This window comes from Streptomyces lusitanus (assembly GCF_042647945.1).
GTDB lineage: Bacteria > Actinomycetota > Actinomycetes > Streptomycetales > Streptomycetaceae > Streptomyces > Streptomyces pseudogriseolus.
Genome location: NZ_JBHRWL010000001.1, coordinates 92,339 through 104,768, shown reverse-complemented (window position 1 = coordinate 104,768; position 12,430 = coordinate 92,339). Strand labels below are relative to the sequence as shown.

Sequence of the window (12,430 nt, the reverse complement as noted above, 5' to 3'; positions counted from 1 at the left end):
CCGTCTCCGTGAAGTCGTGTGCGGTGCGTCCTGTCTGTGGGCGCGCCTGCGTGTGTGTCTGTGGGTGTGCCTGTGCAGTGTGCCGTCCGGAGGCCCGGACGGCACACTCGATCTTGCGGGCGCCGGGTCCCCGCTGGGGCCGTCAGCGGGGGCCGAGGCTCCAGCGCGGGCCCTGCGGGCTGTCCTCGACGACCAGCCCGGACTGGTTGAGCTGGTCGCGGATGGCGTCCGCGGTGGGCCAGTCCTTGCGGGCCCGGGCGGCCTCGCGCTGGTCGAGGACCATGCGGACCAGGGTGTCGACGACGCCGTGCAGGTCGTCCCCGCGGCCGCCGTCGCCGGCCCAATGCGGGTCCAGCGGGTCGAGGCCGAGCACGCCGAGCATGGCGCGCACCTCGGCGAGGCGGGCGACCGCCTCCTCCTTGTCGTCGGCGGCCAGCGCGCTGTTGCCCTGCCGGACGGCGGTGTGCACGACGGCGAGCGCCTGCGGGACGCCCAGGTCGTCGTCCATCGCCTCGGCGAACGCGGGCGGCACCTCGGCGGCCGGCGGGACGACGCCCCCGGCCTTCTCCACCACGCGCTGCACGAAGCCCTCGATCCGCGCGAACGCGGACTCCGCCTCGCGCAGGGCCTCCTCGCTGTACTCGATCATCGACCGGTAGTGCGGGGTGCCCAGGTAATAGCGGAGCACGATGGGCCGCCAGCGCTTGACCATCTCGCTGACCAGCACGCTGTTGCCGAGCGACTTCGACATCTTCTCGCCGCTCATGGTGACCCAGGCGTTGTGCACCCAGTACCGGGCGAACTCGTCGCCGTAGGCCTTGGCCTGGGCGATCTCGTTCTCGTGGTGCGGGAAGATCAGGTCGAGGCCGCCGCCGTGGATGTCGAAGGCGCTGCCGAGGTACTTGTGCGCCATCGCCGAGCACTCCAGGTGCCAGCCCGGGCGCCCGCGGCCCCACGGCGTCTCCCAGCTGGGCTCGCCCGGCTTGGCGGCCTTCCACATCGCGAAGTCGCGCGGGTCCCGCTTGCCGGTCTCGCCGTCGCCGGACGGCTGGAGCAGGTTGTCCAGCTCCTGGTTGGACAGCTGAAGATAGTCGGGGAACGAGGTGACGGCGAAGTACACGTTGCCTTCGGCCTCGTACGCGTGCCCGCGCTCGATCAGGCCGCGCATCATCTCGACCATCTCGGTGATGTGGCCGGTGGCGCGCGGCTCGTAGGTCGGGGGCATGCAGCCGAGCACGCGGTAGCCGTCGCTGAACGCGCGCTCGTTCTCGTACCCGATGGCCCACCAGGGGCGGCCCTGCTCGGCGGACTTGGCGATGATCTTGTCGTCGATGTCCGTGACGTTCCGGACGAACGTCACGTCCAGGCCGCGGTACTCGAACCAGCGGCGCATGATGTCGAAGTTCAGCCCCGAGCGGATGTGCCCGATGTGCGGTGCCGCCTGCACGGTGGCACCGCACAGGTAGATCGAGACGCAACCCGGCCGGAGCGGGGTGAAGTCACGGATCTGCCGGGCGCTGGTGTCGTACAGGCGAATGGTCACGGGGTCCAGGGTAGTAGGCGCGAGGGTGTGCGGTGTGCCTCCGGCGGTTTCCACGGCGCATGTCACGTGCGGGCCCGGTGGGGGTTGATCGCGCAGTTCCCCGCGCCCCTGGGGCGTGTGACGGTCACGCCTGTTGAATCACCAGGGCTGTTGCCACTGCCATCAAGCCCTCGTCTCGGCCCGGGAAGCCCAACCCGTCCGTGGTGGCGCCCGAGACCGAGACCGGGGCGCCCGCTGCCTCGGAGAGAAGTTTCTGGGCCTCCTCGCGGCGCTTGCCGATCTTGGGGCGGGGGCCGACGACCTGGACGGCGACGTTGCCGATGCGGAAGCCGGCCTCGCGGACGATGCGGGCGGCCTCGGTGAGCAGGGTGACGCCGGAGGCGCCGGACCACTCGGGGCGGCCGGTGCCGAAGTGCTGTCCGAGGTCGCCGAGGCCCGCGGCGGAGAACAGGGCGTTGCAGGCTGCGTGCGCGACGACGTCCGCGTCGGAGTGTCCCGCGAGTCCGGGGCCCTCCCCCTCCCACTTGAGGCCGGCGCACCACAGCTCGCGGCCGTCCTCGAAGGCGTGGATGTCGGTGCCGATGCCGACCCGCGGCAGGGGATACGTCTCAGAAGCCATCGTTGAGCCTCCTGCGCGCCAGGACCGCTTCGGCGAGGACCAGGTCGAGGGGGCGGGTGACCTTGAAGGCCTCCTCGTGCCCGGGGACGGTGACGACGGTGAGGCCGAGCTGCTCGACCATGCTCGCGTCGTCGGTGACGTCGTCCGTGACGGTCTCGTGGGCGCGGACCAGGGTGGCCCGGTCGAAGCCCTGCGGGGTCTGCACCGCCCGCAGCAGGGAGCGGTCGGGGGTGGCGACCACGGGCTCCGGTGCGCCGGGCGCGGCGGCCGGCTCGACCTGCTTGACGGTGTCGGCGAGCGGCAGCGCGGGGACGACGGCCGGCGCTCCGTCGCGTACGGCCTCGACGACCGCGTCGACGGTGTCCACGGGGACCAGCGGGCGGGCGGCGTCGTGCACCAGGACGATGTCGTAGCCGGGCGGCAGCGCGTCCAGGCCGAGCTTCACGGACTCCTGGCGGGTCTCGCCGCCGGGGACGACGAGGACGTCGGTCCGCTCGGGCACGGCGTTCGCGTCGAGCAGCGACTTGACCTCGCCGGCGCCGTCGGGCGGCGCGACCACGACGACCAGGGAGACGGCGCGGGAGTCGGCCATCGCGCGCACCGCGTGGACGAGCATGGGCGTGCCGCCGAGCGCGCGCAGCGCCTTGGGGGCACCGGGGCCGAGCCGCACACCCCGGCCCGCGGCCGGGATGACGGCCGCTGTCCGGGCCGTCGGACGGCCGGATGCGGGGGTCGGCGAGGACGGCGGGAGCGGATCGTCAGACATGGTTCCTGTCAGGTTTGTGGGCTCGGCCTACGTGGGTATGGCCTGGGCGTGCCCCCGCACGGAGCGGGGGAAGTGCCGGGCGTTCCGCCTTGACCAGCCCCTTCCGTGACTCTGGTCGAGTCCGACCGCCCGGGCCCGGCACGCCAGGGGTGGGGACGTGAGTGATGACACATTCCCCGTTTCGGCGCAAGTGCAGCCTACGTAGGTGTCCGGGTACGAACATGCCGCAGCGCCCGGCGACGTCCTGGACGTCATCGGGCACCGCGGCATTTCGATGCGCTGAGTGCTCTGAGTGCTGCTCCGACGGCCGGCGTGAACGGCACGCGACGGGCGGAGCCACGACTCGGAGAACTCAGGAGGCGAGAACCTCGTCGAGCAGGGCCTCGGCCTTGTCCTCGTTGGTGTTCTCGGCGAGGGCCAGCTCGCTGACCAGGATCTGACGCGCCTTCGCGAGCATGCGCTTCTCACCGGCGGAGAGACCGCGCTCCCGCTCCCGGCGCCACAGGTCACGCACGACTTCCGCGACCTTGATGACATCGCCCGAGGCGAGCTTCTCGAGATTTGCCTTGTACCGACGGGACCAGTTCGTGGGCTCCTCGGCGTACGGCGCGCGCAGCACCTCGAAGACCCGGTCCAGCCCGTCCTGACCGACCACATCACGCACGCCGACGAACTCCGCATTGTCCGCTGGCACACGTACCGTCAGGTCACCCTGGGCGACCTTCAGCACCAAGTAGGTCTTGTCCACGCCTTTGATCTGGCGAGTTTCGATTGCCTCGATCAGCGCGGCCCCATGATGGGGATAGACCACGGTGTCGCCAACCTTGAACGTCATGTGACAGGTACCCCTTCCGTGGCTATCCAGGGTAACACGGATACGGCGTCTTCTGAATGGCGTTTTCGCAGGTCAGGGCCATTCTCGGGGCTTGACAACAGCAACAGGAACGTGCTTCGGACGCCGAGCGGAAGCAGGTATTCGCAGGTCGGAGCGGCTCTCCGGGGCAAGCGAAACGCGCACGTTACACCCTTCCGGAGCCCCACACGAGCGGTCGAACCTCCCCAAATGTCCGGTTCCAGATGCACGACTTCCGCTACTCCGTTCGGTGAGCCGAGCCGGTTCCGGCCGAATCCGGAATTGATCACACGGTGTGAGGATCAGCGCCCGGTGATCCATTACCGGGATCCCCCTCATTCCTTCACCGAAATGCGCGGGCGCGTGAATGCGGGGGCGCTCCGGACGGAAGTGGCGGATGTTTACCGACGAGTCACTTGTGGTCCGCGTGACCGATGAGGTGAGCGGCCGACCGGTCGCGGCGTGATCGGGTGACATCCTCCGTAGGGCCACGCCTGACGGGCGCGACCTGGGTAGGCGTGGGGAGGGTCGGGTGCAGCGGCCTGCGGGAGGCTCGGTAATCTGAGGCCGCTGACAGACACTTAGGGCGGCTTCACCCGGTCGCCACACACGCTCGAGTCAAGGAGTTGCCGCCGCCGTGAGCAGCAGCCTTCGACGCGGCGCCCTCGCCGCCGCCGCCATCGCAATCTCCCTCGCCTCGCTCTCCGCGTGCGCGGCCGGCAACAACGCCCAGACCCTGCAGATCCAGCCGGACAACGCGGCGACGACGGTCGGCGACATCCAGGTGCAGAACGCCACCGTCATCACCCAGCCCGACCTGGAGTCGACCGGCCCCGCCGTCGTCTCCGCCACCCTCTTCAACTCGGGCGACAAGGACCAGACCCTGGAGTCGGTCACCGTCCCCGGCACCGGCAAGACCGCCGAGCTGTCCCCCGCCGAGGGCGGCGGCGACCTGGTCGTCCCGGCCGGCGGCAGCCTGATCCTCGGCGGCGAGGGCAACGCCTCCGCCGTGCTGCCCAGCAGCCGCGAGGCCGTCCAGGACGGCAACGCCCAGAAGATCACCTTCACCTTCAGCGAGACCGGCGACGTGAGCCTCCAGGCCATCGTCTTCCCGGCCGAGCACTTCTTCGAGAGCTGGGGCCCGAGCGAGGCCCCCGCCGCGGGCGCCTCCTCGTCGCCGTCGGCGGACGCCTCCGGCGAGCCGGCCGACGAGGCCACCGGCGAGGGCCAGGGTGAGAGTGAGGGCCAGGGCGAGGGCGAGCCGTCGGGCGAGGAGACCTCCGGCGGCGAGAACACCGGCGCCCCGTCGGGCACCCCGTCCGACGCGGCCTCCGCCAGCCAGAACACCTCCGGCCACTGACCGGCCGTACGCGCACCTGAACGGCCGTACAGGCGCCCGACCGGCGGTACACGCGCCCGACCGGTCCGTGTACGTACATCCGTGCACGTACGCCTGAGGCCGTACACGCACCGCACGCACGCCGAAGGGCGGGACCCCACCGGGTCCCGCCCTTCGGCGTCTTCGTGCCGGCCCGCGGCCTACGGCTCGAACTTGTAGCCGAGCCCGCGCACGGTCACCAGGTAGCGGGGCGCTCCCGGGTCCGGCTCGATCTTGGCGCGCAGGCGCTTGACGTGGACGTCGAGGGTCTTGGTGTCCCCCACGTAGTCCGCGCCCCACACCCGGTCGATGAGCTGCATCCGGGTCAGCACCCGGCCCGCGTTGCGCAGCAGCATCTCCAGCAGGTCGAACTCCTTCAGCGGCAGGTCGATCTTGGTGCCGCCGACGGTCACCACGTGCCGGTCGACGTCCATCCGTACCGGGCCCGCCTCCAGGGCCGCCGGCGTGGTCTCCTCCGGCTCGCCGCGCCGGCGCAGCACCGCGCGGATCCGGGCCACCAGCTCACGCGAGGAGAAGGGCTTGGTGACGTAGTCGTCGGCGCCTATCTCCAGGCCGACCACCTTGTCGATCTCGCTGTCCTTGGCGGTCACCATGATCACGGGGACGTTGGAGCGGCCGCGCAGCTGGCGGCACACCTCGGTGCCCGGCAGCCCGGGCAGCATCAGGTCGAGAAGGACGAGGTCGGCGCCGTTGCGCTCGAACTCGTCGAGTCCGTCGGGCCCGGTGGTCGCGACCGCGACCTCGAAGCCCTCCTTGCGGAGCATGTACGACAGGGCGTCGGAGAAGGACTCCTCGTCCTCGACGACGAGCACTCGGGTCACGGAAGGACCTCCGGGGAGGGAAGCGTTGCGTACGCGGATGGATCGGACGTGTGGGGGGAGGGGTGGGACGTTCCTCCGGCCTCTTCGTCGAGACTCTCGGAGCCGTCCCGCTCGGACGCCCGGCGGCCGCGGGCCGCACGGGCCTCGGGAAGCCGCAGGGTGAAGGTGGAGCCCTGGCCCTCGGCGCTCCACACCGTGACCTCCCCGCCGTGCGAGGCGGCCACGTGTTTCACGATCGCGAGGCCCAGCCCCGTGCCGCCGGTGGCACGGGAGCGGGCGGGGTCGACGCGGTAGAAGCGCTCGAAGATGCGCTCCTTGTCCTTGTCGGAGATGCCGATGCCCTGGTCGGTCACGGCGATCTCGATCAGGTCCCCGCCGGGCTGCGCGACCGAGCGGACCGCGATGCCCACGCGGGTGCGGGCGGGCGAGTAGTTGACCGCGTTCTCGACCAGGTTGCCGAGCGCGGCGGCGAGCTGTCCACGGTTGCCCCAGACCCGCAGGCCGGCGGCTCCCGCGGCGGCCATGGTGATCTCCTTGGTGCCCGCCTGGTGCCGGCAGCGGTCGATGGCCTCGGCGACCAGTTCGCCGACGGGGACCGGTTCGGCGTCCTCCAGCGGGTCGTCGTTCTGCACCCGGGAAAGGTCGATCAGCTCCTGCACCAGGTTGGTCAGCCGGGTCGCCTCGATCTGCATGCGCCCGGCGAACCGCTGCACGGCCTCGGGGTCGTCGGAGGCGTCCATCACGGCCTCGGACAGCAGGGACAGCGCTCCGACGGGCGTCTTGAGCTCGTGGCTGACGTTGGCGACGAAGTCGCGCCGTACGGCCTCGATGCGGCGGGCCTCGGTGAGGTCCTCCACCAGCAGCAGCACCAGCCGGGAGCCGAGCGGCGCCACCCGCGCGGACACCGCGAGGGCCTCGCCGCGTCCGGTCCCCCGGCGGGGCAGGTCCAGCTCGACCTGCCGTATCTCGCCGTCCCGCCGGGTGTCGCGGGTCATCTTCAGCATCGGCTCCACGGCCAGCTTGCCGCCGCGGACCAGGCCGAGGGCGTACGCGGCCGAGCTGGCCTTCACCACGCCGTCGTTCTCGTCGAGGACCACGGCGGAGGAGCGCAGCACGGACAGCACGGTGTCGACGCCGGGCGGGAGCACGGCGTCGGTGTGCAGCGAGGTGCGCGTGGGGCGCCGCTGCTCGCGTTCACTGACGCGGAACGCCAGCATGGCGATGACACCGGTGAGCAGTCCGGCGATCGCTGCCGCTGCGGCGACCGCCGCGTTCACGTCCATGCGTCCAGGTTAGGCATGCGGCGAGCGCTGCCCACAGCGGTCGGCGGGCGACCTCGGACACTCGTCGCCCAGAGTTCACCTACAGGCCAGTACCGGTTCACGCGAGGTGACGGAACCGGACGCGTGGGGGACCGAACGTGGGAGCGTGGGTGGGACACCGGTCCCCGCAGAGCCCGGACCGGGGCTGCCCGGACCAAGACGCACGAGAGGATTTCCGATGCGGGACGCGTACCACGAGGAACTGGATTCGATCGGCGACGGTCTGGTGGAGATGGCCCGGCTGGTCGGATCGGCGATCGGGCGCGCCACGACCGCCATTCTCGACGCCGATCTGAAGCTCGCCGAGAGCGTGATCGAGGCGGACCAGAAGGTCGACGAGCTCCAGCATGACCTGGAGGCGCGGGCCATCGCCCTGCTGGCCCGGCAGCAGCCGGTGGCGACCGACCTGCGGATCGTCGTCACCTCGCTGCGGATGTCCGCGGACCTGGAGCGGTCCGGCGACCTCGCCCAGCACGTGGCGAAGCTGGCGCGGCTGCGCTACCCGGACCGCGGGGTGCCGCGGGACCTGCACGCCACGATTCTGGAGATGGGCCAGCTCGCCCAGCGCCTGATGGCCAAGGCGGCCGAGGTGATCATCACCAAGGACGTCGACCTGGCGCTCCAGCTGGAGCAGGACGACGACGCGATGGACCTGCTCCACCGCACCCTCTTCCAGCACCTGATGGACGACCGCTGGAAGCACGGCATCGAGACGGCGGTGGACGTCACCCTGCTGGGCCGCTACTACGAGCGGTTCGCGGACCACGCGGTGTCGGTCGCCAAGCGGGTGGTCTACCTGGTCACCGGCGAGCACGCGGACGAGATCCAGGCGGACATCCAGCCGGAGATAGCGCCGGTGGAGGGCAGCTGAGGCTCGCTCCGGGGGCGGCGTGCGGGCGGTGGTCGGGGGCGCGGGCGGCGGTCGGGGGCGCGAGCGGCGGTCGGGGGCGCGGGCGGTCAGTGGAGGCGCGGGGGTGCTTCCGCCGCCCCCGATGCGCCGTTGATGCGCCCGGCCGGGCGGGCGTCCAATGGGGAGCAGGTGTGCGCAGGCCCCAGCCCGAGGAGGGACCCATGGCCGAATCCCCCGGCACGACGCCCGACCCCACGCAGGAGCGCGAGACCGAGCAACCCGCCGAGGTCAGGAACCTCACCCTGATCGCCGCCTGCGGCTGCGGTTCGGGCTGCGGCTGCGGGTGCCAGTCGGGCAGCCCCTGCCAGTGCGGGTGACGCGCCGAGCGTAGCCGGTACGGCCGGCATGACGAACGGCCGGCATGACGAACGTACGGCATGACGAACGTACGGCATGACGAACGGCCGGCATGACGAACGTACGGAGGCCCCGCACACCGGTGACGGCGAGCGGGGCCTTCGGCGTGCGGGCGCGCTAGGCGGTCTGCTTCACGGGCTCGGTGTGGGTGCCGATGTCGGTCGTGGCGTCGGCGTCGCTGTCAGTACCGTCCGGCAGCCGCCGCATGAGCAGCCCGTACCCGAGGCCGGCCACCGTGCCGACGACGGCGCAGGTCCCCCACAGCCAGGCCGCGCCCCACCGGTCGATGACGAAGCCGGACATCAGCGGGGCGACGAGGGCGGCGACCGCCCAGGACGAGGTGTACACGCCCTGGTAGCGCCCGCGCCCCTGCACCGGGGAGAGCCGTACGACCAGGCCGGTCTGGACGGGCGCGTTGACGATCTCGGCGAGCGTCCACACGCAGACGGTGAGGGCGAAGACGCCCACGGACCCGGCGAAGGCGGTGAGGCCGAAGCCGTACCCGGCGAGCAGCGAGGAGACGACGAGCATCCGGCGCGGGTCGCGGTGCTCGATCAGCCGTGTGACGGGCAGCTGGAGGACGACGATCAGGACGCCGTTGACGGCGATGGCCATGCCGAAGTCGGCGGGCGTGAAGCCGGCCTCGCCCATGGCGACCGGGAGTCCGAGGTAGCCCTGCTGGAAGACGAGGGCGATGAGGAAGGACAGCCCGACGACGCCCATGAACCGGCCGTCGCGCAGCACGGTGCCGAGGGAGACGGACTCCTCCTTCGTCCCGCCGGGTCCTGCGGCCTGCCGCTCCGGGCGGGACTCGGGCAGCTTGACGAAGACGAGCACGGCGCACAGGAGGGTCATCCCGGCCTCGATGAGGAAGCCGGCGAGGTAGCTGACCTCGGCGATGAAGCCGGCGCCCATGGAGGAGACCGCGAAGCCGAGGTTGATGGCCCAGTAGTTGAGCGAGAAGGCGCGGATACGGTCCTCGGGCCGCACGATGTCCGCCATCATCGCCTGCACGGCGGGCCGGGAGGCGTTGGACGCCATGCCGACGAGGAAGGCGACGGCCGCGATGGCGACGGGGTCGCGCACGAAGCCGAGCAGGGCGACGGACAGGGCGGTCGCGGTCTGGGCGACCAGCAGGGTGGGCCGCCGCCCGAGCCGGTCGGTCATGACGCCGGCGCCGAGGGAGGAGATCACCCCGCCGAGGCCGTGGAGGGCGACGACGAGACCGGCGTAGGAGGCGGAGTAGCCGCGGTCGAGGGTGAGGTAGAGCGCCATGAAGGTGGCGACGAAGGCGCCGAGCCGGTTGACCAGGGTGCTGGTCCACAGCCACCAGAAGGCGCGGGGAAGTCCCGAGACGGACTCGCTCAGGGCACGTCTGACTCCGGTGACTGACATGGGTGGCCCCCCTGGCGCCCGGGCGCGGCCCGGGATGAGTGTAGGTGACTGCCGCCGACGTGTAAGCGCCTTGGACGGCCAGCACACATTACGAAGGCGGGCCTTCCGGCGGCCACTCGATTAACAGATCCCGTCAACCGTCCGCCAGGCGGGCAGGGGGCGCGGGGCGTGCGGGGCGTCGATTACGCTCGGGCACATGGCCGACGCACCGTACAAGCTGATCCTCCTCCGCCACGGCGAGAGCGAGTGGAACGAGAAGAACCTGTTCACCGGCTGGGTGGACGTCAACCTCACCGCGAAGGGCGAGAAGGAGGCCACGCGCGGCGGCGAGCTGCTCAAGGAAGCCGGCCTGCTGCCCGACGTGCTCCACACCTCGCTCCAGAAGCGCGCGATCCGCACGGCCCAGCTGGCGCTGGAGGCCGCGGACCGCCTGTGGATCCCGGTCAGCCGCAGCTGGCGCCTGAACGAGCGTCACTACGGCGCCCTCCAGGGCAAGGACAAGGCGCAGACGCTCGCGGAGTTCGGCGAGGAGCAGTTCATGCTCTGGCGCCGCTCCTACGACACCCCGCCGCCGCCGCTCGACCGTGACGCCGAGTACTCCCAGTTCTCGGACCCGCGCTACGCGACCCTCCCGCCGGAGCTGCGTCCGCAGACGGAGTGCCTGAAGGACGTCGTCGTCCGCATGCTGCCGTACTGGTTCGACTCGATCGTCCCGGACCTCCTCTCCGGCCGCACGGTCCTGGTCGCCGCCCACGGCAACAGCCTCCGCGCGCTGGTCAAGCACCTGGACGGCATCTCGGACGCCGACATCGCGGGCCTCAACATCCCCACGGGCATCCCCCTGTCCTACGAACTCGACGCCGACTTCAAGCCGGTCAACCCGGGCGGCACCTACCTCGACCCGGAGGCGGCGGCCGCGGCGATCGAGGCTGTGAAGAACCAGGGCAAGAAGAAGTAAGCGGTACGGATCAAGCCCCCTGCCTGCGGTTTCCCGCCGGGAGGGGGCTTTCCTTCCGCTCGGGCCCGCCTCTGGGCCGTCAACCCGTTGTTCGGCCGTGCTCAGTTTTCGGAAGCTCCGGCTCCAGCCGTTTTCTCGTCTCCGCCCGGGCTCCCGCGCCGCGCAGGGCCGAGACGGCCGCCGCCGCGTCTTCTTCGGGCACGCCGGCGAGAAGGACCGTGGGAACCTGCGTTGCCAGGACCTTGCTGCGCCAGAGACTCAGTCCTGTCAGCCGACGCACGACCTGGACGACGTCCAGCACGCGGACGCCCGGGTGGGTGAGCACCACGTCGTGGGGCACGTCGTCGCACACCAGCCAGAAGTACGTGTCCGCCATCTCTGTCCCCGCCCTTCTCCAACTCCGACCGTACGAGCCTGCGTGCCCGCCGTCCTGGCCGGCTGTCGCCGGCTGAGGCACGGACGAGCCCGTATCCGACGCTGAGCAGCCGTCACCCCCCTGCGGCCGGCGCGGCAAGGCAGGGAGTGGTGGGACATGGAAGAAGGGTGCATCACCGCGCAGTGGCGGGCTGCCTCTGCCGGCTGAGGCCGTGGTCGCCACTTCGTGAGGCACCGCAGAGGGGTCGACGCGTGCCGGGTGCTCACGCCTCGGTCGTCCTTCACCGTCAAAGGGCAGAGCTGCCGACGACGTCCGCCAACTCGCCGGCGGCCTCAGGGGTCAGACGGTAGAACCCCTGGAGGCTGACCGAGCTCTCAAGACGACCGTCCACCAGGTGCTTCAGACCGCGGGTCTGACCGCGGCGGTTGCGCCAGGCAAGTCTCGCAAGCAGGTCACCGGGGAGGGCCACATCGAAGCGTACGGGCGTCGCGTCCACATGCACCGCCATGGCACCGCAGCCGCCGGCGCCGAGCATCGACCAGTCACCGTGCCCGGGATACGCAGGGTCCTCCCACGTTGCGGGAGCCACGCCGCAACAGTCGCGTCGTTCCATGTCGATCACCCGCAGCTGACTCACCACGAAAACCTCGCGCCGATTGACATGCAGCGCGTACACCTCGTCCCCGGCACGAGCACCCGTCCATGCGGGAAGGGAGGAGTGAATGCCGCTGAAGGCGACCGGCGGTCGCTCTCCCACACGCCCCGCCTTGCGCAGCGCACGGCACGTGTCGTGGGTCCACAAGACGGTGAAGGCATCAGACATGCCGTGATCCTATGAACGGGGACTGACATCCTCCCTCAGAGGACAGCACAGTGAACGGAACAGGTCTTACCGCCGGATCCGCGTCAGGCTTCCGCGGAGCAACTTGACGATCTCAACGGCTCGACGGGCCTCGCCGTCGTCAGAGCCAGGATCACATCCATCTCGCGGGACCCACAGTCGACGAGCACCACTTCGTGGGGCGGGTCGTCGCAGACCAACGTGCAGTACTCGGTGGCTCCCTCGTCGGACATCGCGCTCTACTGCCTCGGTGTTCGGGAGCGTAGGCGC

The 12,430-nt window shown here is 71.0% G+C and carries 13 protein-coding genes; 4 read left to right on the top strand and 9 right to left on the bottom strand.

The window, feature by feature from the left end; all coding sequences use genetic code 11:
* Positions 1-142 precede the first annotated feature (142 nt).
* The 4 genes from cysS to ACFOSY_RS00555 form a co-directional block, all read right to left on the bottom strand.
* On the bottom strand, positions 143-1,543 hold the full coding sequence (cysS, locus tag ACFOSY_RS00570; protein WP_394304749.1) for a cysteine--tRNA ligase: 1,401 nt from the start codon (positions 1,541-1,543) through the stop codon (positions 143-145).
* A 124-nt stretch (positions 1,544-1,667) separates the two neighbouring features.
* Positions 1,668-2,162 carry a 2-C-methyl-D-erythritol 2,4-cyclodiphosphate synthase gene (gene ispF, locus ACFOSY_RS00565; protein WP_394304748.1) on the bottom strand — a complete coding sequence of 165 codons (495 nt, stop codon included), beginning with the start codon at positions 2,160-2,162 and terminating at the stop codon, positions 1,668-1,670.
* Positions 2,152-2,928 (bottom strand): 2-C-methyl-D-erythritol 4-phosphate cytidylyltransferase, encoded by a 777-nt coding sequence (ispD, locus tag ACFOSY_RS00560; protein WP_394304747.1) that lies wholly within the window; start codon positions 2,926-2,928, stop codon positions 2,152-2,154. Before ispD ends, ispF begins: the two co-directional genes overlap by 11 nt.
* 352 nt (positions 2,929-3,280) lie before the next feature.
* A complete protein-coding gene (locus ACFOSY_RS00555) occupies positions 3,281-3,763 on the bottom strand; it encodes a CarD family transcriptional regulator (RefSeq protein WP_003953493.1) in 483 nt (160 codons plus the stop codon).
* 655 nt (positions 3,764-4,418) lie between these two features.
* Here ACFOSY_RS00555 and ACFOSY_RS00550 point away from each other — a divergent pair.
* A complete protein-coding gene (locus ACFOSY_RS00550) occupies positions 4,419-5,141 on the top strand; it encodes a DUF461 domain-containing protein (RefSeq protein WP_394304746.1) in 723 nt (240 codons plus the stop codon).
* 179 nt (positions 5,142-5,320) lie between these two features.
* Here the strand turns inward: ACFOSY_RS00550 and ACFOSY_RS00545 are convergent, their stop codons facing one another.
* Both ACFOSY_RS00545 and ACFOSY_RS00540 read right to left on the bottom strand, forming a co-directional pair.
* On the bottom strand, positions 5,321-6,001 hold the full coding sequence (locus ACFOSY_RS00545; RefSeq protein ID WP_006133905.1) for a response regulator transcription factor: 681 nt from the start codon (positions 5,999-6,001) through the stop codon (positions 5,321-5,323).
* Complete coding sequence (locus ACFOSY_RS00540) at positions 5,998-7,284, bottom strand: sensor histidine kinase (protein ID WP_394304745.1); 1,287 nt, start codon at positions 7,282-7,284, stop codon at positions 5,998-6,000. Before ACFOSY_RS00540 ends, ACFOSY_RS00545 begins: the two co-directional genes overlap by 4 nt.
* Positions 7,285-7,501: 217 nt before the next feature.
* On the opposite strand from ACFOSY_RS00540, the gene phoU reads away from it, so the two are divergent.
* Both phoU and ACFOSY_RS00530 read left to right on the top strand, forming a co-directional pair.
* Positions 7,502-8,194, top strand: a complete 693-nt coding sequence (phoU, locus tag ACFOSY_RS00535; protein WP_369156575.1) for a phosphate signaling complex protein PhoU — start codon at positions 7,502-7,504, stop codon at positions 8,192-8,194.
* 200 nt (positions 8,195-8,394) lie between these two features.
* The gene (locus ACFOSY_RS00530) at positions 8,395-8,550 is read left to right on the top strand and encodes a hypothetical protein (protein WP_006133908.1); all 156 of its coding nucleotides are present in this window, start codon (positions 8,395-8,397) and stop codon (positions 8,548-8,550) included.
* A gap of 157 nt (positions 8,551-8,707) precedes the next feature.
* On the opposite strand, the gene ACFOSY_RS00525 is transcribed toward ACFOSY_RS00530, so the two are convergent.
* Positions 8,708-9,985 (bottom strand): MDR family MFS transporter, encoded by a 1,278-nt coding sequence (locus ACFOSY_RS00525; protein WP_394304744.1) that lies wholly within the window; start codon positions 9,983-9,985, stop codon positions 8,708-8,710.
* Positions 9,986-10,181: 196 nt separating this feature from the next.
* On the opposite strand from ACFOSY_RS00525, the gene ACFOSY_RS00520 reads away from it, so the two are divergent.
* Entirely contained in the window at positions 10,182-10,943 is a 762-nt protein-coding gene (locus tag ACFOSY_RS00520) for a phosphoglyceromutase (protein ID WP_225653819.1), read from the top strand.
* Positions 10,944-11,022: 79 nt separating this feature from the next.
* Here ACFOSY_RS00520 and ACFOSY_RS00515 read toward each other — a convergent pair whose 3' ends face one another.
* Together ACFOSY_RS00515 and ACFOSY_RS00510 are read right to left on the bottom strand one after the other, a co-directional pair.
* Positions 11,023-11,319, bottom strand: coding sequence for a ribosomal protein L7/L12 (locus ACFOSY_RS00515; RefSeq protein WP_394304743.1), 297 nt, complete (start codon positions 11,317-11,319; stop codon positions 11,023-11,025).
* A 286-nt stretch (positions 11,320-11,605) separates the two neighbouring features.
* Complete coding sequence (locus ACFOSY_RS00510; protein ID WP_394304742.1) at positions 11,606-12,142, bottom strand: hypothetical protein; 537 nt, start codon at positions 12,140-12,142, stop codon at positions 11,606-11,608.
* Positions 12,143-12,430 lie beyond the last annotated feature (288 nt).